Annotated in this window: 21 protein-coding genes; 13 read left to right on the forward strand and 8 right to left on the reverse strand. The window is 67.9% G+C overall.

The window, feature by feature from the left end; translation table 11 throughout:
* From ON23_RS32675 to ON23_RS32715, 9 genes are all read left to right on the forward strand, one after another.
* On the forward strand, positions 1-1484 hold a 1484-nt coding region (locus tag ON23_RS32675), incomplete at its 5' end, for an SMP-30/gluconolactonase/LRE family protein (RefSeq protein WP_039783217.1).
* A gap of 5 nt (positions 1485-1489) precedes the next feature.
* Complete coding sequence (locus ON23_RS32680; RefSeq protein ID WP_039783252.1) at positions 1490-2338, forward strand: SDR family NAD(P)-dependent oxidoreductase; 849 nt, start codon at positions 1490-1492, stop codon at positions 2336-2338.
* 19 nt (positions 2339-2357) lie between these two features.
* A complete protein-coding gene (locus tag ON23_RS32685; RefSeq protein WP_039783219.1) occupies positions 2358-3734 on the forward strand; it encodes an aromatic ring-hydroxylating oxygenase subunit alpha in 1377 nt (458 codons plus the stop codon).
* Positions 3735-3770: 36 nt separating this feature from the next.
* Positions 3771-5597 carry a flavin-containing monooxygenase gene (locus ON23_RS32690; protein WP_039783221.1) on the forward strand — a complete coding sequence of 609 codons (1827 nt, stop codon included), beginning with the start codon at positions 3771-3773 and terminating at the stop codon, positions 5595-5597.
* Between the two features lie 31 nt (positions 5598-5628).
* The gene (locus ON23_RS32695) at positions 5629-6546 is read left to right on the forward strand and encodes an SDR family NAD(P)-dependent oxidoreductase (RefSeq protein WP_039783223.1); all 918 of its coding nucleotides are present in this window, start codon (positions 5629-5631) and stop codon (positions 6544-6546) included.
* Entirely contained in the window at positions 6543-8243 is a 1701-nt protein-coding gene (locus ON23_RS32700) for a thiamine pyrophosphate-binding protein (RefSeq protein ID WP_039783225.1), read from the forward strand. Before ON23_RS32695 ends, ON23_RS32700 begins: the two co-directional genes overlap by 4 nt.
* A 52-nt stretch (positions 8244-8295) precedes the next feature.
* A complete protein-coding gene (locus ON23_RS32705; RefSeq protein WP_039783227.1) occupies positions 8296-9729 on the forward strand; it encodes an aldehyde dehydrogenase family protein in 1434 nt (477 codons plus the stop codon).
* Complete coding sequence (locus ON23_RS32710) at positions 9726-10544, forward strand: TauD/TfdA dioxygenase family protein (protein WP_051043674.1); 819 nt, start codon at positions 9726-9728, stop codon at positions 10542-10544. The genes ON23_RS32705 and ON23_RS32710 overlap by 4 nt, the downstream gene beginning before the upstream one ends.
* Entirely contained in the window at positions 10541-11284 is a 744-nt protein-coding gene (locus ON23_RS32715; RefSeq protein WP_039783228.1) for an SDR family NAD(P)-dependent oxidoreductase, read from the forward strand. Before ON23_RS32710 ends, ON23_RS32715 begins: the two co-directional genes overlap by 4 nt.
* A gap of 17 nt (positions 11285-11301) precedes the next feature.
* Here ON23_RS32715 and ON23_RS32720 read toward each other — a convergent pair whose 3' ends face one another.
* Positions 11302-11883, reverse strand: a complete 582-nt coding sequence (locus ON23_RS32720) for a carboxymuconolactone decarboxylase family protein (protein WP_039783230.1) — start codon at positions 11881-11883, stop codon at positions 11302-11304.
* A gap of 232 nt (positions 11884-12115) precedes the next feature.
* Here ON23_RS32720 and ON23_RS36370 point away from each other — a divergent pair, with 232 nt between their 5' ends.
* Positions 12116-12694 (forward strand): class I SAM-dependent methyltransferase, encoded by a 579-nt coding sequence (locus ON23_RS36370; protein ID WP_051043675.1) that lies wholly within the window; start codon positions 12116-12118, stop codon positions 12692-12694.
* 244 nt (positions 12695-12938) lie between these two features.
* Positions 12939-13454 carry a DUF4822 domain-containing protein gene (locus ON23_RS32730; RefSeq protein WP_039783258.1) on the forward strand — a complete coding sequence of 172 codons (516 nt, stop codon included), beginning with the start codon at positions 12939-12941 and terminating at the stop codon, positions 13452-13454.
* A gap of 17 nt (positions 13455-13471) precedes the next feature.
* Here ON23_RS32730 and ON23_RS32735 read toward each other — a convergent pair whose 3' ends face one another.
* Positions 13472-14143, reverse strand: coding sequence for a PAS and ANTAR domain-containing protein (locus tag ON23_RS32735; protein ID WP_039783232.1), 672 nt, complete (start codon positions 14141-14143; stop codon positions 13472-13474).
* 391 nt (positions 14144-14534) lie between these two features.
* On the opposite strand from ON23_RS32735, the gene ON23_RS32740 reads away from it, so the two are divergent.
* Positions 14535-15371 (forward strand): RNA polymerase sigma factor SigF, encoded by an 837-nt coding sequence (locus ON23_RS32740; protein WP_051043676.1) that lies wholly within the window; start codon positions 14535-14537, stop codon positions 15369-15371.
* 15 nt (positions 15372-15386) lie between these two features.
* Here the strand turns inward: ON23_RS32740 and ON23_RS32745 are convergent, their stop codons facing one another.
* The 3 genes from ON23_RS32745 to ON23_RS32755 all read right to left on the reverse strand — a co-directional run bounded on the left by ON23_RS32745 (position 15387) and on the right by ON23_RS32755 (position 17517).
* Positions 15387-15791, reverse strand: coding sequence for a DoxX family protein (locus tag ON23_RS32745; protein WP_039783234.1), 405 nt, complete (start codon positions 15789-15791; stop codon positions 15387-15389).
* A 130-nt stretch (positions 15792-15921) separates the two neighbouring features.
* On the reverse strand, positions 15922-16374 hold the full coding sequence (locus ON23_RS32750) for an SPW repeat protein (RefSeq protein ID WP_051043677.1): 453 nt from the start codon (positions 16372-16374) through the stop codon (positions 15922-15924).
* Between the two features lie 99 nt (positions 16375-16473).
* A complete protein-coding gene (locus tag ON23_RS32755; RefSeq protein ID WP_051043678.1) occupies positions 16474-17517 on the reverse strand; it encodes an alpha/beta fold hydrolase in 1044 nt (347 codons plus the stop codon).
* A 108-nt stretch (positions 17518-17625) separates the two neighbouring features.
* Here ON23_RS32755 and ON23_RS32760 point away from each other — a divergent pair, with 108 nt between their 5' ends.
* Positions 17626-18255, forward strand: coding sequence for a class I SAM-dependent methyltransferase (locus ON23_RS32760; RefSeq protein ID WP_039783236.1), 630 nt, complete (start codon positions 17626-17628; stop codon positions 18253-18255).
* Positions 18256-18264: 9 nt separating this feature from the next.
* On the opposite strand, the gene ON23_RS32765 is transcribed toward ON23_RS32760, so the two are convergent.
* Genes ON23_RS32765 through ON23_RS32775 form a run of 3 tightly spaced genes read right to left on the reverse strand, consistent with a single transcriptional unit; the run spans position 18265 to position 22572 of the window.
* Positions 18265-19554: an ATP-grasp domain-containing protein gene (locus ON23_RS32765; RefSeq protein WP_039783238.1), complete on the reverse strand. Its 1290-nt coding sequence runs from the start codon at positions 19552-19554 to the stop codon at positions 18265-18267.
* On the reverse strand, positions 19551-20555 hold the full coding sequence (locus ON23_RS32770; RefSeq protein WP_051043679.1) for an alpha/beta hydrolase fold domain-containing protein: 1005 nt from the start codon (positions 20553-20555) through the stop codon (positions 19551-19553). The genes ON23_RS32765 and ON23_RS32770 overlap by 4 nt, the downstream gene beginning before the upstream one ends.
* Positions 20548-22572, reverse strand: a complete 2025-nt coding sequence (locus ON23_RS32775) for a CocE/NonD family hydrolase (RefSeq protein WP_039783240.1) — start codon at positions 22570-22572, stop codon at positions 20548-20550. The genes ON23_RS32770 and ON23_RS32775 overlap by 8 nt, the downstream gene beginning before the upstream one ends.
* Positions 22573-22617 lie beyond the last annotated feature (45 nt).

Raw genomic sequence — 22617 nt, forward strand, 5'->3', positions numbered from 1 at the left:
CCGGCGCCGACGGCCGGATCTACGTCGCGCAGGTGGCGGGCAGCCAGATCAGCGCCCTGGACCCGAATTCCGGCGACCTGGAGACGATCAGCGCGATGGGCAGCGATATCGTCGCGCCCGACGACATCGCCTTCGCACCCGACGGCGAGCTCTACATCACCGAGTACTACGACGGCCGCGTCAGCATCCGCGACGGCAAGGGCGAAACCCGGGTCCTCCGTGACGATCTCCCCGGCGCCAACGGCATCACCTTCCACCAGGGCCGGCTGTTCGTCGACGAGTGCCGCCCGGGTGGGCGGCTGATGGAATTGGATCCGGCCGGCGGCGCGCCGCGGATCCTGCTGGACGGCCTGCCGATGCCGAATGCGCTCGAGGTCGGGCCCGACGGCAAGCTCTACTATCCGCTGCTGGGCAGCAACGAGATCTGGCGCATCGACCCCGACGGCGGTGAACCCGAGCGGGTCGCGGCCGACCTGGGCGGACCGGATGCGGTCAAATTCGATGCCGCCGGCCGCATCGTCTCCACCCAGGTCGCGACCGGCGAGGTGGTGCGCATCGATCCGCGCAACGGCGAGCGAACCGTGCTCGCCACCGTCGGCCCCGGCCTGGACAACCTGACCTTCGTCGGCGAGCGGCTGTTCGTCTCCAGCTTCACCGGCAAGATCACCGAAATCCTCGCCGGCGGGGCCACCCGCACCGCCCTCGCCGACGGACTGACCTGGCCGCTGGATCTGACCGTCGGCCCCGACGGCACCCTGTACATCGCCGACGGCACCTTCCTGCTCGCCGTCCCGCCCGGCGGCGAATTGCACACCGCCGGAATGCTTTTCAGCCCCGGTTATCCCGGCTACATCCGCGGCCTCACCGCGACGGGCGACGGGGACCTCATCGTCACCGGCAACGGGTCGGTCTCGCGCTATCGCCCGGCCGCCAGCGAGAGCGAGGTGATCGTCGACGGCCTGGACCAGCTCTACGGTGTGGCGGTCGCCCCCGACGGCACCGTCGCGGTCGCCGACCGGGGCACCGGCATGGTGCACGCCGTGCGCGGCGGGCGCACCGAACTGCTCGCGAGCGGGCTGCATGATCCGATGGGCGTGGCATTCACCGCGGGCGGCACCTGCCTGGTCGCCGAAGCGGGCGCGGGCCGGGTGGTGGCGATCGACGGTTCGACGGCCGATACGATCACCGACGGGCTCGGCTGCCCGCACGGCCTGGCAATCCACGACGGTCTGGTGTACATCGTCGACGTCGAGGCCAAAGAACTGATCGGCCTGGACCCGAAAACCGAAGCGCGCCAGGTGATCGCGCGGAATCTGCCGGTGGGCGCCCCGCCCGGGGTGACACCCAAACCGTTGAAGGGACTGCTGCCGTTCTCCGGACCGCAGGGACCGTTCAGCGGTATCGCCGCCGGACCCGACGGCACGCTTTACCTCTCCGGCGACGCCGAGGGCAGCGTCCTCGCGATCCGGCGCGACGGCCGGTGAGCGCGGTGACTGTCGACGACTTCTTCGGACTCGACGGCCGGGTCGTCATCGTCTCCGGCGCCAGCGGCGGCGGCATCGGCACGGCGGTCACCCGGCGCATCGCCGAGGCGGGCGCCTCCGTGATCGCGGTGGGCCGCTCCCGCGACAAACTCGACGCCGATATCGCACCCCTTGCGGCACAAGGACTTCCGATCGTCCCGGTGGCCGCCGACGCCGCCACCGACGAGGGCATCGCGACGGTGCTCGACCACGCCCGCGCGGCCGACGGCGACCTGTACGGGCTGGTCAATATCGCCGGCGGCGCCGCACCCGCGACGTGGATGCCGGCCACCCGGGTCACCCGCGCGGATTGGCGGGCGCTGCTGGAATGGAATCTGGAGACGATGTTCTTCTTCAGCCAGGCGGTCGCCGCCGAACTGAAAGCACGGCACCTGCCCGGGTCCATCGTGTCGCTGTCGTCGATCAGCGGAATGAACGCCGCCCCTTTCCACATCGCCTACGGCACCGCGAAGGCCGCACTCGTGGCCGCGACCCGGACCCTGGCCGCCGAACTGGCCCTCGACGGGATCCGGGTCAACGCGGTCGCCCCGGGCGTCACCGCGACGCCCGCCTCGGGCACCTACGTGGGCGCCGACCCCGAGCGCGATCGCCGTGCCATCGCCATGGGCCGCCGCGCCCGGCCGGAGGAACAGGCCGGGCCCATCCTGTTCCTGCTGTCCGACCTGTCGAGCTACATCACCGGGCAGACCGTGCTGGTGGACGGCGGGCTGAACCTGAAATGGACCCATCTGGGCGCGGACAACACCTCGCTGTTCCTCGAGGACGACGGGTTCCGCGCCGCCATCACACGCTGAGACGCCGTCAGGAGAAGTCATGACCGAAACTGCCGACAGCATCACCGAAACGACTGCGGCGCAACCCTTGTCGACGCCGATGACGATCGGCGTCGACGCCTACATCAGTGCCGACTACGCCCGCGCCGAGGGCGACAAGCTGTGGGCGAAGGTGTGGCAGCAGGTGTGCCGTGTCGAGGAGCTGCCCCGGGTCGGCGATTTCCTCACCTACGACATCCTCGACGACTCGATCATCGTCGTGCGCACGGCGGCGGATACGCTGCGCGCCTACCACAACGTGTGTGCGCATCGCGGCCGCCGGCTGGTCGACACCCCGCCGGGCGCCCACGACGCACACGGGCAGCGCAAACAGTTCGTCTGCGGATTCCACGGCTGGCGCTACGACCTCGAGGGCCGCAACACGTTCGTGCCCGAACGCGGCGACTGGACGTGCGGGCTGACCGAACGTAACGACGGTTTGCCGCCCGTGCGCATCGATACCTGGGGCGGCTGGGTGTGGATCAATCTCGATTCCGGCTGCGAACCGCTGCGCGACTATCTGGAACCGGCTGCCTCCCTGCTGGATCCGTTCCACCTGGAGAACATGCGGTACCGCTGGCGGCGCTGGCTGACCTTCGACTGCAACTGGAAGGTCGCCTTCGAGGCGTTCATGGAGACCTATCACGTCCCCTACACCCATCCGGAATTCATGAATTTCGGCAATTTCCTCGGCTGGGGCCGCGCCCAGGGCAGGCACAGCAATATCGGTTACGACGCCCCCAAGGGGATGGAGGAGAACCAGGGCAAACTGCGGATCGGCGCCGGTCCCGACGCCCGGATCTCGACCGCGCAACTGCAGAATTTCACCTGGGAGAACGCCAACACCAACACCACCGAGACGATGGTGGAGGTCGCGAATCGGCTCGCCGACGAACTTCCCGCCGACACTCCCCCCGATCAGGTGATGCGCTACTGGCTCGACACCTGCCGCAAGGAGGACGCCGAACGCGGCGTGGTGTGGCCGACCGTGGATCCGGACATCGTCGCGAAAAGCGGAACGGCCTGGCAGATCTTCCCCAATTTCCAGATCGGGCACGCACTGAACAATATGCTGTGCTACCGATTCCGGCCCTACGGCTACGACCCGGACAAGTGCGTCTTCGAGGCCGCGGTCTTCGAATTGTTCCCGCCCGGCGCGGAACCGCAGACCGAATGGATCTACACCCCGGTCGGCGATCCGGGCTGGCGGACCGTGCTGCCACAGGATTTCGACAATATGGCCGCCGTCCAGCAGGGCATGAAATCGCGCGGCTTCTCCGGCCCGAAACCCAACCCCTACCGCGAGCGCACGATCGTCAATCTGCACCACAACCTCGCGAAATACATGGGAACCGGCGCGCCGACCGAGCTGGAATGACCCCGATACGATACTCACTCCCACAAGGATTTTCCGATGAAACCCTGCGCCCCTACCCGGACCCCCGAGGTCGACAGAGAGGCCCTGCGGCAGAAATATCTGGCCGAACGCGACAAGCGGCTCCGCCCGGAGGGACAGCAGCAGTACCTCGAGGCGGCCGGCGAATTCGCGGACTTCTACGAGGCCGACCCGCACCTGCCGGTCGTCCCGCGCGCGCCGATCGACGCCGATATCGAGGTCGTCATCCTGGGCGGGGGTTTCGCCGGGCTCATCACCGCCCACCGGCTGCAGCAGGCCGGCGTCACCGACTTCCGGATCGTGGAACTGGGCGGCGATTTCGGCGGTGTCTGGTACTGGAACCGGTATCCGGGCATCCAGGTCGACTCCGACGCCTATTGCTATCTGCCGCTACTCGAGGAAACCGGATTCATTCCGAAGGAGAAATTCTCCCACGGCGACGAATGCTACGAACACGCCCAGCGCATCGGTAAACATTTCGGGTTCTACGACAAGGCGATCTTCCATACGCTGGTGCGCGCGCTGGAATGGGACGAGCAGATCGCGCGCTGGCGAATCGCCACCAACCGCGGCGACGAGATCCGCGCCCGCTTCCTGATCATGTGCCAGGGGCCCTACAACCGGCCGAAACTGCCCGGCATTCCCGGGATCACCGAATTCGAGGGACATACCTTCCACACCGCGCGGTGGGATTACGACTACACCGGCGGTGACCTGCATGGCGGCCTGGATCGTCTCGGCGACAAGAAGATCGCGGTCATCGGTACCGGCGCCAGCGGGGTCCAGGTGATTCCGCATCTGGCGCGCGGGGCGAAACATGTCACGGTCTTCCAGCGCACGCCGTCCTATATCTTCGAGCGCGACAATCACCCGACCGATCCGGAATGGGCAGCCTCACTGCAACCGGGGTGGCGCACCGAAAGGCAGCGCAATTTCCACAACGCCGCCTTCGCCTTCTACTCCCCCGGCGAACCGGATCTGATCTGCGACGGCTGGACCGAGGTCGCCCGCAATCTGGCCGCGAAATTGAACGAGACCGACGGCTGGGCCGCGCTGGCCGATCCGGCGACATTCCTCGAACTCAAGGAAATCGAGGACTACCGCGCCATGGAGCGATTGCGCCGGCGCGTGGAAGAGATCGTCGAGGATCCCGAGACCGCGGAGAAGTTGAAGCCGTACTACCGCAACATGTGTAAGCGGCCGGTATTCAACGACGACTATCTCCCGACGTTCAACCGGCCGAATGTGACGCTGGTCGACGTCTCCGACACCAAGGGCGTCGAACGGATCACGCGCACGGGCGTCGTCGCGCACGGCGTCGAATACGAGGTCGACTGCATCGTCTTCGCCAGCGGTTTCGAGATCACCACCGCACTGGATCGCCAGTTCGACATCGCACCCTTCGCGGGACGCGGCGGCAAATCGCTGTACGAGCACTGGGGCAAGGGTTTTCGCACGCTGCACGGGATCATGGCGCACGGATTCCCGAACCATTTCGCGACCGGATTCATTCAGGGCGGGGTCACCGCGGCCACCACGCTGATGTACGAACAGCAGGCCGACCACATCGCCTACATCATCGCCCAGGCGCAGTCGCGCGGCGCGACCCGCGTGGAGCCGACCGCGGCGGCCGAGGAGGCGTGGGTGCAGACGATCCGGGCCAACACCGTCGACAACAGCACCTTCGTCACGGAATGCACCCCCGGCTACTACAACAGCGAGGGTGAGCCGAACGGCCGCTCGTTCCTCGGTGACCCGTTCTGGGGTGGTTTCTACGTCCTCGAGGACCTGCTGCAGGCCTGGCGTGCCGCCGGCGATCTGGACGGCCTGACGCTGAGCAGCTAGCCCGGAACACGATGCGCGAGAGGATAAGCCGTTGTCCGAACTGAGATTCGACGATCGCGTCGCGGTGGTCACCGGCGCCGGGCGCGGTCTGGGCCGGGCCTATGCCCTGCTGCTGGCCGAGCGTGGCGCGCGGGTGGTGGTCAACGATCCCGGCGGCAGTATGCGCGGTGAGGATCCCGACGCCGGAGTCGCCGCCGAGGTGGTCGCCGAAATCGCCGCCGCGGGCGGCACGGCGGTGGCGTGCACCGCGTCGGTCGCCACCCCGGAGGGCGGGCGGGCGATCGTGGACACGGCGCTGGACCGGTTCGGACGCCTCGACATCCTGATCCACAATGCCGGCACCGTGCGCTACGGATCGCTCACCGAACTGAGTTACGAGGATTTCGAGGCCGTGCTGGATGTGCATCTGCGCGGCGCCTTCCACACCGTGCGCGCGGCCTTCCCGGTCATGAGCGCGGCCGGCTACGGCCGGGTGGTGCTCACCTCCTCGATCGGCGGCCTCTACGGCAATCGGGCGGTCGCCAATTACGCGGTGTCGAAGGCGGGCATGATCGGGCTGTCGAATGTGGTCGCCCTCGAGGGCGCCGAGGCGGGGGTGCGCTGCAACATCATCGTGCCCTCGGCGCTGACCCGGATGGCCGACGGCATCGACACCTCCGCCTATCCGGATATGCGCCCGGAACTGGTGGCCCCGGCGGTCGCGTACCTGGCGCACGAATCCTGTTGTCTCACCGGCGAATTGCTGGTCGCGATCGCGGGCCGGGTGGCACGCGCCTATATCGCCGAGACGCCGGGTGTGTATCAGCCGTCCTGGACCGTCGACGAGGTCGCCGCGCGCATCGACGACATCCGCAACACCGACAACTCGTGGATCCTGCCGCCGCTGAGCGCGCACGCCGATCACATCGGCCGCAGCTTCGCGATGGCGACCGAAGGGAAACAGCAGTGAAGGTTTACGAACGGATCCTCGAACTCTTCGAGGCCGAGGGTATAGACACCATCTTCGGCATTCCGGACCCCAATTTCGTCCACCTGTTCCACCGCGCCGAGGAGCGCGGCTGGAAGGTGGTGGCGCCGCATCACGAGGAATCGGCCGGAATGATGGCCGAGGGCGTCTCGCGGATGACCGGCAAGGCCGCGGTGTGCATCGGCACCCTGGGACCCGGAATCGCGAATCTGTCCGGCGCCATCATGTGCGCGAAGGTGGAGAATTCGCCGATCATCTTCCTGGGCGGGCAGCGGGCCCGGATCACCGAGCAGCGGGTGCGGCGCGGCCGGATCCAGTTCGTGCAGCAGGCCGGTCTGGTCGAGAATTCCGTGAAGTACAGCGCCAGTATCGAATACGCGGATCAGACCGACGAGATCATCCGCGAGAGCCTGCGCAAGGCGCTGTCGGGCACCCCGGGACCGGTGTACATCGAATATCCCTCGCACGTCATCGAGCAGGAGCTCGATCTGCCGCCGGCCCTGCCACCGCAGCGGTATCGCCTCGTCGGCCAGACCGCGGGCGCGGATCGCATCGCCGAGGCGGCCGAGCACATCCGGGCCGCGCGGCAGCCGATCCTGCTGATCGGGCACGGGGTGCACACCGCGCGGGCGGCGGAATCGGTGCGGCAATTGGCCGATCTCATGGCCGCCCCGGTGATCCAGACCTCCGGTGGCACCTCCTACATTCCCGGCCTCGAGGATCGCACCTTTCCCTACGGTTTCTCCCCGTCGGCGGTGGAGGCGGTCGTGCAGTCGGACCTGTGCCTGGCCATCGGCACCGAACTCGGCGAACCGGTGCACTACGGCCGCGGCCGGCACTGGCTCGCGGGCGAAGCGGAGCGGAAATGGATTCTGGTGGAACAGGATCCGGCCGCCATCGGGGTGAACCGGCCCATCGACGTGCCGCTGGTCGGCGATCTGCGGGCGGTGGTCCCCCAGTTGGTCGAGGCGCTGCGTGACACTCCCCGCACACCGTCACCGGAGCTCGCGGGCTGGATCGAGCGCGATGCCGCCCGGCTGGCCGACCTGGCCGAATCGGCGCCCAGTGGGATGAGCCCGGTCCATCCGGCGCGCCTGATCGTGGAGGCGACGAAAGCCTTTCCCGCCGACGGCATCATGGCCCGGGACGGCGGCGCCACCACGATTTTCGGCTGGACGTACTCGCAGGCGAAACCGCACGACGTGATGTGGAACCAGAACTTCGGACATCTGGGCACCGGGCTGCCCTACGCCATCGGCGCCTCGGTGGCCGACGGCGGCACCCGGCCCGTCATGCTGATCACCGGCGATTCCTCGTTCCAGTTCCAGATCGCCGAACTCGAAACGGCCGCCCGCCTGAATCTGCCGCTGGTCTGCGTGGTCGGCGTCGACTACGCGTGGGGACTCGAGGTCGGCGTGTACAAACGCACCTTCGGGCAGGGCTCGCTCGAAACGGGTGTGCACTGGAGTACCGGTGTCCGTCTGGACAAGGTGGCCGAGGGTTTCGGATGCCACGGCGAATACGTCGAACGCGACGAGGACATCGCACCGGCGATCAAACGTGCCTATGCCAGCGGTAAGCCGGGGGTCGTGCACGTGGCCGTCGACCCGAAGGCCAATTCGGAGGAGATGCCCAGCTACGACGAATTCCGCACCTGGTACGCGGAAGGAATGCAGTAGTGCTCGACAGACCCTGCCCCACAGCGCATCCGGAGAGAAGGACGGGCGGCTCATGCGTGAATATCTGACGTTCTACATCGGCGGGCGGTGGGTCGACCCCGCGTCCACGCAGACCATCGAGGTGATCAACCCGGCGACCGAGCAGGTCTGCGGCCGGGTCGCCGCCGGATCGGCCGAGGATGTGGACCGGGCCGTGGCCGCGGCGCGGACCGCGTTCGGGACCTGGCCGGCGACCACGGTCGCCGATCGGCTGGCGGTGTTGCGGGCCGTCGCGGACGAATATCAGCGCCGCCGTGACGATCTGGCGGCGGCGCTCACCGAGGAGATGGGCGCACCGGCCGCGCTCGCGGGCGGTTTCCAGGTCGATCTGGGCGCCGGGCATCTCGACACCGCGATCGCCGCACTCGCCGACTACCGCTTCGAGCAGCGCCAGGGCGCCTCGCTGGTGGTCAAGGAACCGATCGGCGTGTGCGGACTGATCACGCCGTGGAACTGGCCGCTGAATCAGATCGCGGTCAAGGTGTTTCCGGCTCTGGCCACCGGGTGCACGGTCATCTTGAAGCCGTCGGAACAGTCGCCGTTCACCGGGCAGATCTTCGCCGAGATCCTCGACGCGGCCGGGGTGCCCGCCGGGGTGTTCAATCTGGTTCAGGGCGACGGGCCGGGCGTGGGGGTGCCACTGTCGGGCCACCCCGATATCGACATGATCTCGTTCACCGGTTCCACCCGGGCCGGTATCGATATCGCCCGCAATGCCGCGCCCACGGTCAAGCGGGTCACCCAGGAGCTCGGCGGCAAGAGCCCGAACATCGTGCTCGACGACGCCGATTTCGCCGCCAACGTCGCCAAGGGCGTGGTGACGATGATGACCAACTCCGGCCAGACCTGCAGCGCGGGATCGCGCATGCTGGTGCCCGCGGCCCGCATGGACGAGGCGAAAGACGCCGCCCGTGCGGCCGCCGGCACCGTGACCGTCGGCGATCCGACCGGCGAGGTCGCGATGGGCCCGGTGGTCTCGGGCGCCCAGTTCGACAAGATCCAGGCGCTGATCCGCAAAGGTATCGACGAGGGCGCCACCCTGGTCACCGGCGGCACCGGTCGCCCGGACGGGCTGGATGTCGGGTTCTATGTGAAGCCGACCGTGTTCGCCGATGTCGGCAACGATATGACGATCGCCCGCGAGGAGATCTTCGGGCCGGTCCTCACCATCCTCGGCTACGACTCGCTCGATCACGCGATCGAGATCGCCAACGACACCGACTACGGGCTGGCCGGCTTCGTCGCGGGCGCCGACCTGGAGCAGGCCCGCGCGGTGGCCCGCCGCATCCGCGCGGGTTCGGTGGCGATCAACGACGGCTTCGACTTCGCCTGCCCGTTCGGCGGTTACCGCAAGAGCGGCAACGGACGCGAATGGGGCGCATACGGATTCGAGGAGTACCTCGAGACCAAGGCGATTCTCGGATACGCACCGGAGGAGGGCGCGTGAAAACCACGAAACTCAGCGAAACGGTCGGCGTGCGGGTCGAGGATGTCGACCTCGATCGTCTCCGCAGCGACGACGACCTGCCGCAGGAATGTCTGAACGCGCTCGAAGAACACGGTGTGCTGCTGTTCCCGCGCTTGCACGCCGACGACGAGACGCAGGCCGCGTTCTGCCGCAAACTCGGTGAGCTGGTGCAGTTTCCGCTGTACCCGAATCCGGACGTGATGGAGATCAGTTTCGACCCGGACAACCCCAATGTGGAGTATTTCGCCAGCAACGACTACTGGCATCTGGACGGTTTCATGGACGAGGTGCCGGCCAAGGCGTCCATCATGAGCGCCCACGTGGTGACCGAGACGGGCGGTGAAACCGCGTTCGCCAGCACCTACGTCGCCTACGACGAACTGTCCGAGAAGGAGAAGCGGCGGTTCGAGGGCTTGCGGGTGTGGCACAGTTTCGAGGCCATTCAGCGGCTGACATACGCCGATCCGACGCCGGAACAGCTCGACGAGTGGGCACGCCGCGGCGGACGGGAGCATCCGCTGGTGTGGACGCACGAATCCGGCCGCCGCTCACTGGTTTTCGGAGCCTCGGCCGATCACGTGGTGGGTATGGCCCCGGACGAGGGCCGGGCACTGCTGGACGATCTGCTGGCGCGGGCGACCGCCCCGGACCGGGTGCTGTGCCATCGGTGGACGGTGGGCGACATGGTGATCTGGGACAACACGGGTCTGGTGCATCGGGCCTGTCCGTTCGATCGGTCGCAGCCGCGGCGCATGCATCGGTCCACCCTGGTCGGGCAGGAGTCGATCAAATGAGCGGCCGCACGGCGATCGTGACGGGCGGCGCGTCCGGGATCGGCGGCGCTATCGCCCGGCGGCTGGCCGCGGACGGCTCGCCCGTGGCGGTGTTCGACCTGGACGGCGCGGCGGCCGATCGCGCGGCGCGGGAGATCGGCGAAGCCGGCGGCAAGGCGATCGGGGTGGCGGTGGACGTGTCCGACCGCGGCGCCATCGACACCGGTGTGCAGCGGGTGCGCGACGAGCTGGGCCGACCGTCGATTCTGGTCAACAGTGCCGGGATCACCACGTCCGGGCCGTTTCTCGACATCACCGCGCAGCAGTGGGCGCGGGTGCTGGCGGTCAACCTCACCGGTACGTTCGACTGCTGCCAGGCCGTGCTGCCCGATATGGTCGAGCAGGGCTGGGGGCGGATCGTGAACATCTCCTCGTCGAGTGTTCACAGCGGCGCGGCGGCGATGGCCGCCTACGTGTCCTCGAAGTCCGGGGTGCTGGGGTTGACGAAGGTGCTCGCGCTGGAGTTCGCGCGAAAAGGCGTCACGGTCAATACGATTCCGCCGGGATTCATCGATACCCCCATGATGCGAGCGACCGCCGAGCGTGGCTTCATCGATGTGGACAAGCAGATCGACGCTACTCCCGTCGGGCGGATCGGGCTGCCGGAGGATATCGCCGCCGCCTGCGCATTCCTGGTGAGCGAGGAGGCCGGCTATATCACCGGGCAGGTGATCGGCGTGAACGGCGGCCGCAACACCTGAGGCGGGTGGACGCGCGGTTACCGATGCCGCGGCAGATAGGGCTTCAGGTCGTCGTCGGGTTCCACGCCGAACGATCGCAGCGCCATGGCCAACATATCGTAGGTGCCGACGGTGAAAACGATATCCATGAGTTGGTTCTGCTCGAATTCGGCGGCGAGAATCTCCCAGGTCCGGGCGCCGACCACACCGTCGGACAGTAATTCGTCGGTGGCTGTCAGCAACGCTCTGTCGGCAGCCACCCATTCGTCGTCCGGCACCGCCGCCGCGATTCTTTCTATTTCCGCCTTCGCCATTCCCGCTATTTCGGCGAGAATGGCGTGCTGGGCCCATTCGTAGTCACACTGCCGGACCGCGGCGACGCGCAGTATCAGCAGTTCGCGCTGCCGGTCGCCGAGTGTCGATCCGTAGAGCAGGTGGCCGTTGAAGCTCAGGAATGCCTTGGCCAGCGCGGGATATCGCGCGAGCGTGCCGAGCAGGTTGGCCCCGGCGGGGTGCGTGTCGGCCGGGGTGTCACCGAGTACCGAGGAGCGAAATTCGCCGATGAAGCCGACCAGATCCGGCGACCACTCCGACTTTTCCGCAGGCGTTATTCGAGCCACGACCGACTCCTTCCGGCCGATGCGCAGACCGACCCGGCCATGAATTTCCGGGCCGCATCTCGCCGCCCCGAATCCGCATTTCCGGCGAATACCGGCTGCGGAAATGCTATCAAAACGGCCTTTGTTTCGCGATAGTGTTCCGCATGCGATATCCCGTCACCACGGTCTACACTTCGATACCGAATTCCGCCGCACGGCGCGGCGGCCGTCCCGATCGCAGCTGGGAGCGAACGTGCTGGGAGACGAGCCCATCTCGGACGCGTACGCGGCCAACGCCGAGTTCTGGATTCGTATCGTGCGCGACGACCTCGACCCGTACCGCAGCGGCCTCACCGACCCGGCACTGCTCGCGCTCATCGGCGACTGCGCCGGCCTGCACATCCTGGACGCCGGATGCGGAGAAGGCTGTCTGACCCGCGAATTGATCACGCGCGGAGCGGGTTTCGTCGACGGTGTGGACACCTGCGCCGAATTCGTCGCGGCCGCCGCGAGCCATCCGGCACACGATCCCGCCCGCGCACGATTCCGGCAGGCCGATGTGGCCGCGCTGCCGTTGCCCGACGACAGCGTCGATCTGGTGGTCGCCAACCGCCTGCCGCACGGGCTGTCCGATCCCGGGCGGCGATTCGTCGAATTCGCCCGCGTCGTGCGCCCTGCCGGGCGACTGGTGATGGTGACGATGCATCGTGCAACAGCGCTTCGAGGTCGCGGGGACGCGCTCCCCCGCCGCCTCCGTGCAAGCGTTGTATTCACTGGAAGCGACGATCGGGATGCTCACCACCGCCGGGTTCGCGATCACCGCCATGCGTGAACCCCGGCCCACCGACCAGCAGCGCCGCGAAACCCCTTGGTGGGATGAACATTTCACTCGGCCGCTGTTCCTGGCACTGGAATGCGTCCTGCTATAGACAGCACCAATGTCGGACATCGAGTACAAGTATTGGACGCTATATCTCCTGTTCGTGCAGGCTCAATGCCGTGGCCACCGCGTCGCCCTCCGCACCGCGAGGCCGGCCGACCTCGAAGCGGCCGCACACGACCGAGAGGAATGCGCCTTGTCCAAACTCGCTTCCGCACTGGCGGCAGTCGCGGCCGCCGGATTGCTCGCCGCCTGCGGCGGCCACGACGACACCGGCGCGAATCCGCCCGCCCCGGCGACCTCCTCCGCCCCGGCGCCGGCGTCCGCCGGATCGCCCGCGGCGCTGCTGGCCTCGACCCCGTGGGAGACCACCGCGGCACGAGATGCCCAGGGGCGCCCGGTCGCACGGACCGACAGCACTGTGGCGAACTACGTCGGTTTCGCCTACTTCGATCCCGACGGCACCTTCACCATGTACAACCTCGACGACACCCCGAAGATGCACGGCGACTGGTCGGTATCCCCCGACGGCCGCACCCGCACCATCGTCGCGAAAAACGCTGCGGGACAGGAACAATTCCGCCGTGTCGTGGAGATAGTCACACTCGACGGCACCACCTTCACCTACCGCGTCCATCCGGACGCCGCCGACCGGGCCACCTACTACGACATCGTCCACACCCCGACGGCTCACCCGGAACCGGCCGCCTAAGCCGGCACGGCCACGCGCTACTTCCCGTCCGTGCCCGGATGGCGCAGCGTCAGCAGGAGATGATCGAGACGGGTCCGCGTGGACACGGGCACCGGGGGCATGGTGTCCAGACGGCCGACGAGCTGCGCGGCCAATTCCTGCAGCTTGACGTTGGTTTCCTGAGATCGCCACGCCAGCACCCGGAACGCCTGCTCCGCCGAGATCCGGTAGACGAACATCAGGATCCCCTTGGCCTGTTCGATCGCCGCCCGGCGCTCGATCACGGCGGGCAGCTCCTCCTCGAAAAGTTCCCGGCGCTGCTGGTCGACCGAGTCGGTGAGATCGACGTAGTAGCCCTGCGTGCCGATCACCTCGCCCGACTCGTCGAGCATCGGCTCCGACACCACCAGCACATCGCGGACCGTGCCGCCGGTGTCGACGATGCGGTGCCTGCTGGAGAACGGCGCGTGATCTTCGACCGAGGTGACGATGGTGGCCTCGACCCGATCGCGGTCGTCGGGATGTTTGTGCTCGAGCAGCAGTTCGGTGGTCGGTTCGATCTGCCCGGGGGCGTAACCGTGCATCCTGGCGACCTCGTCCGACCACTCCCATCGCCCTTCGGCGAACCAGAATCGGAACCAGCCGACGCCCTGCGGGTCACCGGCGCCCACCACCCGTTCGACGCCGTCCTCGTGCCCGCTGGCGACCATGATCGCAGCCTACTCCCCGGCCCGGGCACGCCCCTCACCTGCGACGATGCCTGCCGAGGGGGGCGGGGAAGGCGGCCGTGACGGCACGATGCGCGGCGGCATCCGTTCCGTGGCCCAACCGATACCGGATCCTGTCCGGTTCTCGACCGACGGGACCGGACGGTCCGTAGGATCGGTCCGGTACGCGAACGGCGCGCATCCGCCCGCCCCCGAGCGTCCGATTGTGCACCACACAGATGCGTTGCACGCCAACCTGTTTCGAAACTCCGGCGCAGGCCGAGCGAACGATAGCCGAATGCGAACATCCGTGCGCAGGCGCAAGACCGTTGAGCTTGCGTGATCGAGGTGCTCGCTCCAAGTCGTCGCATACGACGGAAACGGAGTGGCCCGAATGACACATCCCGCACGAACCCACCGGACCGGAGGCGCCCGGTCGCGTAGCGACAGCTACGACAACATCGAACCGTGGTTCGACAAACTCGCCGACCTCGACGCCACCGACCCGCATCGGCGGGCACTGCGCGAACACATCATCGAATTGTGCCTGCCGCTGGCCGAGCACATCGCACGCCGCTATCTCAACCGCGGCGAGGCCTACGACGACCTGCTGCAGACCGCCCGCATGGGGCTGGTCCTCGCCGTCGACCGCTTCGATCCGGGCCGTGGCGCGCCGTTCCTCGGGTTCGCCGTCCCCACCATCATGGGCGAGGTGCGCAAACATTTCCGCGACCACACCTGGGCGGCCCGCGTACCCCGCCGCTACAAGGAACTGCGCCACCGGATCGTGAAGGCGGGCGATCCGCTCACCCAGCGCCTGGGCCGTGCGCCCAACGCCCGGGAACTGGCCGCCGAGCTGGACGTCGACATCATCGACATCACCCAGGCACTCGTCGCCGCCAACGTCTACCAGTGCGATTCCCTCGACGCCGCCCGCACCGAACGCGACGACGCACCGTCCACGGCGGCCGCCGCGCTGGGCGTCGACGAACCCTGCTACGAACTGCTCGAGCAGGCCGCGGCGGTCCGGCCGCTCATCGCCGATCTGCCGCAGCGCGACCGCGACATCCTCGTCCTGCGATTCTTCGAATCGAAAACGCAATCGGAGATCGCCGAGCACTTCGGGGTGTCCCAGATGCACGTGTCACGACTGCTGACCCGCATTCTGGACACGCTGCGCGACGGGGTATGGAGCACACCGGAGGACTCGGTCGCGCAGATGCAGCCGTAGCCGCGGCGGCGCCGGTCAACCGCCCCGCTTGTCCGAGGCGACGAACAGCAGCCCGCCGATCATCGCCATGTTCTTGTGGAACTGCACCTGTTGCGGCTTGCGCGCGCCGGGGTCGTCGATCGCCCAGAACGCATGGCCGGCAATGGTTGTCGGCACCATCGAAGCGACCAGAGCCAGCGCCGACAGGCGGGGCAGTCTGCCCAGTGCCAGCAACACGCCACCGGCTACCTGGACGCCCGCATTGACCTGTACCAGCAGCTTGTCGTCCGCGGGCAGCGGCACGACCGAGCGCACCGCGGCGAGGGTCGGCGCCGCCGCCTCCGGCCGAGGTCCGGGCTCGCGCAACGCGTCCGCGCCGAGTACCGCGTAGGTGGAGCCCATCAGCACGCGCGCCGCCGCGCGCATCGAATCGAAGCGCATATCAACTCCATTCCGGAGACGAAGCAGGATAGTTGCCGTCAGGGCGGCGACTACCCCGCTCGCCGATCTCCATACGCGCGCCGTGCCGGCGGGAGCGGTTCACGCTCCGGCGACCCGGCACTGTCGCGACTCAACGGTGGGCCGCCGCGGCGTGCGGTCGCCGGTCACCGACGGCCGTGGTCACCAGCAACCCGGCTGCGGCCAGACCCAGAACGGTGACGATCGCACCCATCACCACATTGGTCCACAACACGCCCGTGGGACGTTCGCCGACGACCCACGGGCTGATGATCTGCCAGACGCCGATCGGGATCAGGACCCAGCTCAGGCCGTAACCGTGCGTCGGCATCGCGGTGATCACCAGGCCGATCACCGCCACGGCGAGACCGAGGATCAGATTCTGGATGACCAATTTAGGGGCGACGGAGAAATCGTTGATCACCCACGGCGTGATGGCCGTGAACAGTCCCGCCAGCAGGACCAATCCGTCGATCGTCACAACCGACGCACCACCCGGGCCGCCATGGCGGGCCTCTCGCCCGGTGGGCCGGTCCACCGCGGTGCTCTGTGGATAGCTGACCATCTCCAGTCTCCTTCCCAACTGTCGTTCGGTACCGTCCGATCGGCCGGCACTGTCGGGCTACCCGGTGTCGCCGCGATGAACCCGGGGCGCGCGGCGGGATCAGGAGGTGCGGTCGGGGCGATCCGTTCGGATCGCGGCCGAGGCGGCGGCGCGGGAGCGGACACCGAGCTTGATGCGCGCGTTGGCGACGTGCCGGTGCACGGTATGGGGACTCAAGGTCAGCCGCTCGCCGATCTGCGCGTCGGTCAACCCCTCGGCCACCAGACGCAGAATCTCGCGCTCGCGATCGGTCACCGCTTCGGGGCCCGGCGGCGGCGGCCGGGACCGCACCGGATATCCCAGCCCGCGCAGGATCGCGTCGGCCACGGCGGTCGCGTCACCGCGCCATGGGAAGTGGTCCTCGCCGTACAGTTCGACGAAGGTCGCGCGGCGCACGCGGCGGGCGACGTCGACGCCGAGGGCGAACGGCACCGCGCGATCGTCCCTGCGGTGCAGCACGGTGGTCGGGACGGTCACGGCCGCCAGGTACTCGGTGGCGTCGAGTTCGTATGTGGCGGACAATGATCGCGCGGCCTGCTCGGCCGTCGCGGACAGCCGCTGGAAGCGGGCGAAGCGTTCGCGTTCGGCGCTGTCGGCGCCGGGGACGAACACATCGGCCAGCAATCGGGAGCCCAGGCCCCAGTGCGCGGAAATCGCATCCACCAGCGCGCGGCGCGCTCCCTCCGGTGCGATGTCCGCGCCGCGGGCGAACGATCCGTAGAGGACGAGCCGATGGACCCGGCGGGGCAGCCGGGCCGCGAGTCCGGCGGCGACCGCCGAGCCCGACGACGCGCCCAACACGGCGACGCGCTCGAATCCCAGCGCATCGACGATCTCGGCGGTCACGGCGATTTCACCGTCCGGATCGACCGGCGCCGCGGTCGCGGACATACCGCGCCCGGGCTGGTCGTACCGGATGACGGTGAATCGAGTCGCCAGCCGGGACATGAAGGCCCGGAACAGCGGATCCTTCCAGTTGAGGAGCAGGTGGCTGCACCACCATCCGCCGATCAGCAGGGCGGGACCGCTGCCGACCACCGAACAGGCGACCTCGCCGCCGACGGTCCGCACCCGGTGGATCGCCTGCTCCTCGGCGCGCACCATGCTGCCACCTCTCGTGCGGCGGCCGTCGAGGCCGGCGCATCATCCGACATCGATTATGGCCCGAACGGGCCATGACGCGAAGGGCCGCCGCCCGCCACACTCGTTCCCATGACCACCGCAACTCTCGGCCAACGCTTCTTCGCCAGCTGGTATCCGGGCTTCATGTCCCGCGTCGAACGCGCCGGACAGGCCGATCTGCGCCGGGCCCAGCTCTCCCGCGCCTCCGGCCGCACCCTCGAAATCGGGGCCGGCGACGGACTGTCCGTGGCGCATTATCCGGACGGCCTGGACGAACTCGTCCTGCTCGAACCGAATCCGGCACTGCGGGCCCGATTGACGACCCGCGCCGACACCCGCACCGGGCCCGTCACCGTCGTGGACGGCGACGCGCACCGGCTGGATTTCCCGGCAGCCAGTTTCGATACCGTCACCGCGTCGCTGGTGTTCTGCTCGGTGCGCGACCCGGCCCGCGCGCTGCGCGAGGTGCATCGCGTGCTGCGTCCCGGCGGCCGGTTCCTGTTCCACGAACACGTCCGCGGCACCGGCCTGCGCGCCGGCGTCCAGGACGTGCTGACACCGCTGCAACGACGCCTCGCGGACGGTTGCCACGCCAATCGCGACTTCGAAAGCCTGCTCGCCGCAGCGGATTTCGATATCGAGGACATCGCACACACCCGGATGCCGACGATGATGCCGACCATCGTGCCCCTCGTCGTCGGCACCGCGCGCCGACGGTGAGCGCCGCGCCTAGTCCACCTCGTCGTCCACGTCGTCGAATTCGAAATGCAAGGCGGCGACGCAGCGTTCGTATTTGTCGACCAGATCCGCTTCACTGTCGGCGCCGATGAAGATGTCCGCCAGTTCGTAGCTGTAGCTGTCCTGCGCGGGCATCTCCGACAGCCGGATCCCTTCGGCGGGAACCACTTCGATGGTGACCCCCGGGATCTCGCCCTGGATCCGCTCGATCTCCGCGGCCGTGGGAACTCTGGTCACGATCCCGTCGGAGAAGCGGCGGTAATAGCATTTGGCGGCGATGTCGTAGCGGCCCTGCCCCTTCGGCAACCGCGGATCGAGGCCGAGGCCCAAGCGCACCATGCAGTGGTGGTTCGGCACGCCGTCCACCGCATAGAACATGTCGGCGTGCGATTGCGAATGACGGGCGTTGATCTCCAGCACCGACACCCGTCCGGTGTCCGGCTCGCAGAAGAATTCGATGCTGAACGTCGAATTGTCCAGGCCCATCCGGGAAATGACGCGCTCGGAGATATCGGTCATCCGCGCCACGATCTCGGATGGCAACTGGGACGGATATTGATGCCGGAGGAAACACGGCGTATCGGGGTAATTGATGGAATCCAGGGCGCCGTTCACGGTGACCTGCCCGCGATAGACGTATCCCTCGGTCGCGGCCTGCACGCCGGTCAGGGTCTCCTCGGCCAGACATGCCTGGCCGCCGATCGCGGCGATCTCCGGAGGAAGGTCGACCCGGTCGAGAACGAATTCGAACGGTTTCCCGACCCGGCCGACGCCCTCGCGGATCTGTTCGACCGCCGCCTCGAACTCGCGGTCGTCGTGCACGTGGAACGCCAGTTCCGAGGAGAAGGACTTGACGGGCTTGAGCCAGACCGGATACGTCATTCCCTCGGGCAGGCGGGGCTCGCCGTCCAGGTCGACGATTCCGAACTTCGGAATCTCGTCGATCACCTTGCTCTGCTCGATCCGGCTCCAATATTTGTGCTCACACTTGACCACTGCCTCGAGATCGGCGCTGGGCAATCCGAACCGCTCACACAACATCGGGACCAGGGCGGTCACCGGGAAATCCCAGTAGCCGACCACGGCCGCGATATCCCCGTCGAAGCCCTTCAGGGCCTCCTCGGCCTTGTGCAGCAGGTCCTCGATCGGAATCTCACCCTCCTGGGTTTCCTCGATTCCGAGCAATCGGTGGAACCGGAATTGCGGCGCGTCCGGAATCAATTCCAGGGTGCGCAGATTTCCGTCGTCGAGACCGATCACGAAGATGTCGGCAGTACTCACAAGCTTCCTCTTTTCGAAACGTCCCCCGCGGGCGCGTACATCGATTCCCCGGTGTCGCTCCGGGGCGCTGGGCGTTGCACGATCCGCACCAGCTGGCGCAACGCGTGGCGGGCCTCGGGAACCTCGGAGAGATGCCACGCGTGGAACATCCCCGGATATTCGAAGTAACCGAGATCGACACCCTCACGCACGCACCGCGCCCGGAAACGTCGGGCATCGGCCAGCAGGATGTCGCGGGTGCCGATGAACAGACTGAGCCGCCCGGGCGTCGCGGCGGGGGCATTCAGCGGACTGATCATCGGATCGCGCCGGTCGAGGTCGCCGGCGTACAGGCGACCGGCCTCGGCCAGTCCCGCGACGCCGAGATAGGGGTCGCACGGATCGAGGGCCCGGGCCATGGGATCGGTCATGGTGACATCGAGCCACGGCGAGATCATCACGACCTCCTTGGGCGTCACCGCCCCGGTCGCGCCGAGTTGGCGTGCCAGCACCAGCGCCAGCGCGGCACCGGCGGAATCTCCCATGAACACCTTGTTCTCCGACGCGGTGTGCGCGAAGACCTCGTCGTGTACGGCGCGCACCATCGCCACCGTGTCGTCACCGTGGTGTGCGGGGGCGAGCGGGTAGAGCGGCACGGTGACCGCGCATCCGGTCCGGTCGACCAGGCGGGCCAGGAACTTCCAGTGGTCGTGCTGAATCTGGTGGACGTAGGCGCCACCGTGCAGGTAGAGCACATGGCGTGAGGTGCCACCCTCCAGCGGCCGGATGGTGTACACCGGCCGGCCCCGCATGTTCCGGCGCGTCACCCAATAGTGGGTGTGCAATTCGGCCGGCGGGCGGTCCCGGTCCGGCCGCTGGCTCTTGCGAATACTCTCCCGCAGCGCTTGCGGGTCGGCAAAGGTCTTGTCCGCGTGCGTCATTCGCATACCGGCGATCAGCATGCGGCTGCGCAGGCTCGGTTTCGCGTGATTCACCGGTCCTACCGGTTCCAGGTCACACATGGTCACGGGGAATCACCCTCTTCCAGTTCCGCGAGAACATTCGCTGTTCGCCCTCGAATCCGTCGAGTTCGGCGTGGACATAGAAGTCGGTCGGGGTACAGGTGACGCGGGTCCGGGTTTCGGTGCGGGCCCGCCAGTCGCCACGGGCGAAACTCATCGACCACGACGTTTCCGCTGTGGCGGAACAGAATTCGTCCGCCTTCCAGCTGTAGCGTTCGTGGACGCGGCGGTCGACGTCGAGATCGTGCTCGTCGAAGCGGATCAGGCCGGCGTCCTTGACGATGTCGAGGGCAGATCGGTAGTCGATCAGATCGCGCGAGACCGTCCACTTCTGCTCCCCCGGCCTGATCCGGGTGGTGCGCATCGGCTCGGCGCCTTCGGGTTCCTCGAACGGCCGCACCGCGACATCGTCGGATTCGGCGATCGGCCGGATCGGCAGCGTCAGGGCGCTGCCCTCGGTGTACACGGTGACGAGCGCGGGTTCCGGCGGCGGCCACGCCAGCGGCCAGTACGACGTGGACAGCGACAACCGGATCCGGTGCCCGGCCGGAAAGGCCTGGGCCACGGCATTGAGCTGTACGGTGACGCGGTAGCGCCGGCCCGGTTCCAGGGGTTCCGGTTCGTCGTGCCCGTCGCGGTGGGTCAGATTCAGCAGGCCGTAGGTCACCCGAGTCGCGCGGCCGTCCGGGGCGACATCCGACAGTCTGGCCGCGATCATCGCGACCGGTTTGTCGGCCGACACCTCCAGTGTCACGGTCGGCGCGCCCAGGATCTCGCAGCGCTCGGTCAGTTCGTCGGTGTCGAACACCAGCGAGCCGCCGTCTTCTTCGCGCTGGTCGTAGGGCAGATCCGGGGGCGCGCTGTAGGACGCCCACTTCCCGGCGAACTGCCCCACCGACAGCGGCGATTCGACCGCGAGCGCCGCCGGGGACACCGGCTCGTCCGGGCGCGCGATCCGAGTGCGGGCCAGCGGGTGCGCCACGGCCCGCACGTGCGGCGAGGGCCACGCGGGCTCACCGACCCAGCGGCCGGGCCGCTGTTCGTACGACGTGGACGGCGGCACGCTGTCCTGCATCCACGTCCGCAACATCGGGCCGTCCATCACACCGTTGTCGATATCGCGCAGCCAGTGGTCCCACCAGCGCACCACCTCCTGCAGGTAGCCGATCGCGGGGCCGGGTTCGCCGAGATGTGGATATTTGTGCGACCACGGGCCGATCAGCCCCTTGCGCGGGACTTCCAGATTCTCGAGCAGCCGTGCGACGGCGTTCGAATAGCCGTCGGCCCAGCCGCTGGAGGCCAGCACCGGAATCTGGACGTCGGCATAGTTCTCGCAGACCGACGCGCGCCGCCAGTAGTCGTCGCGGCGCTGGTGCTCGAGCCAATTCGCGGCCCAGAGGCTGCAGTTCTCCAGCCGCTCCAGCCACATCTCCCGCCAGCGGTCACCGACCAGCGCGGGATCGGGCGGCAGCGTGCTGTAGGCGAACATGGTCGCGGATTCGGCGATGTTGTCCGACAGCAGGGCGCCGCCCATGTAGTGCATGTCGTCGGAATAGCGATCGTCGGTGAACGAGGAGATCACGATCGCCTCCAGGCCCGCGGGTTTACGAGCCGCCACCTGCAGCGCGTTGAATCCGCCCCAGGAAATGCCCATCATGCCGAGCCGGCCGTTGCACCACGGCTGCGCCGCCATCCAGGCGAGCACCGCTTCGGCGTCGAGATGCTCCTGTTCGAGATACTCGTCGGCGAGCACGCCCTCCGACTCGCCGGTGCCGCGCAGGTCGACCCGGACACAGCCGTAGCCGTGACCGGCGAGATACGGGTGGTGAATCGAATCCCGCACCGCGCTCAGGTCCCGCTTGCGATACGGGATGTATTCGAGAATGCCGGGCACGGGGGCGTCGTCGGAGGCGACCGGCCGCCATATCTTGGCGGCCAGCCGCACCCCGTCCGGCATCGGGATCCACACCTGTTCGTCCACGGTGATCTGCTGCGGCATGGACGTCACCGTCCGCATCAGTCCTCCTCGGTTCACATCTCGGTGGCAGGTTCGGCGAAGCGG

The sequence above is a fragment of the Nocardia cerradoensis NBRC 101014 genome (genome assembly GCF_000308535.1).
Taxonomy (GTDB): domain Bacteria; phylum Actinomycetota; class Actinomycetes; order Mycobacteriales; family Mycobacteriaceae; genus Nocardia; species Nocardia cerradoensis.

Bases quoted from the DNA above. Each gene is read 5' to 3' on its own strand.
- ON23_RS32705 (WP_039783227.1), top strand. From the start codon at position 8,296: ATGCGTGAATATCTGACGTTCTACATCGGCGGGCGGTGGGTCGACCCC.
- ON23_RS32750 (WP_051043677.1), bottom strand. From the start codon at position 16,374: ATGGTCAGCTATCCACAGAGCACCGCGGTGGACCGGCCCACCGGGCGA.
- ON23_RS32745 (WP_039783234.1), bottom strand. From the start codon at position 15,791: ATGCGCTTCGATTCGATGCGCGCGGCGGCGCGCGTGCTGATGGGCTCC.
- ON23_RS32760 (WP_039783236.1), top strand. From the start codon at position 17,626: ATGACCACCGCAACTCTCGGCCAACGCTTCTTCGCCAGCTGGTATCCG.
- ON23_RS32775 (WP_039783240.1), bottom strand. From the start codon at position 22,572: ATGCGGACGGTGACGTCCATGCCGCAGCAGATCACCGTGGACGAACAG.
- ON23_RS32690 (WP_039783221.1), top strand. From the start codon at position 3,771: ATGAAACCCTGCGCCCCTACCCGGACCCCCGAGGTCGACAGAGAGGCC.
- ON23_RS32770 (WP_051043679.1), bottom strand. From the start codon at position 20,555: ATGTGTGACCTGGAACCGGTAGGACCGGTGAATCACGCGAAACCGAGC.
- ON23_RS32755 (WP_051043678.1), bottom strand. From the start codon at position 17,517: ATGGTGCGCGCCGAGGAGCAGGCGATCCACCGGGTGCGGACCGTCGGC.
- ON23_RS32715 (WP_039783228.1), top strand. From the start codon at position 10,541: ATGAGCGGCCGCACGGCGATCGTGACGGGCGGCGCGTCCGGGATCGGC.
- ON23_RS32685 (WP_039783219.1), top strand. From the start codon at position 2,358: ATGACCGAAACTGCCGACAGCATCACCGAAACGACTGCGGCGCAACCC.
- ON23_RS32740 (WP_051043676.1), top strand. From the start codon at position 14,535: ATGACACATCCCGCACGAACCCACCGGACCGGAGGCGCCCGGTCGCGT.
- ON23_RS32735 (WP_039783232.1), bottom strand. From the start codon at position 14,143: ATGGTCGCCAGCGGGCACGAGGACGGCGTCGAACGGGTGGTGGGCGCC.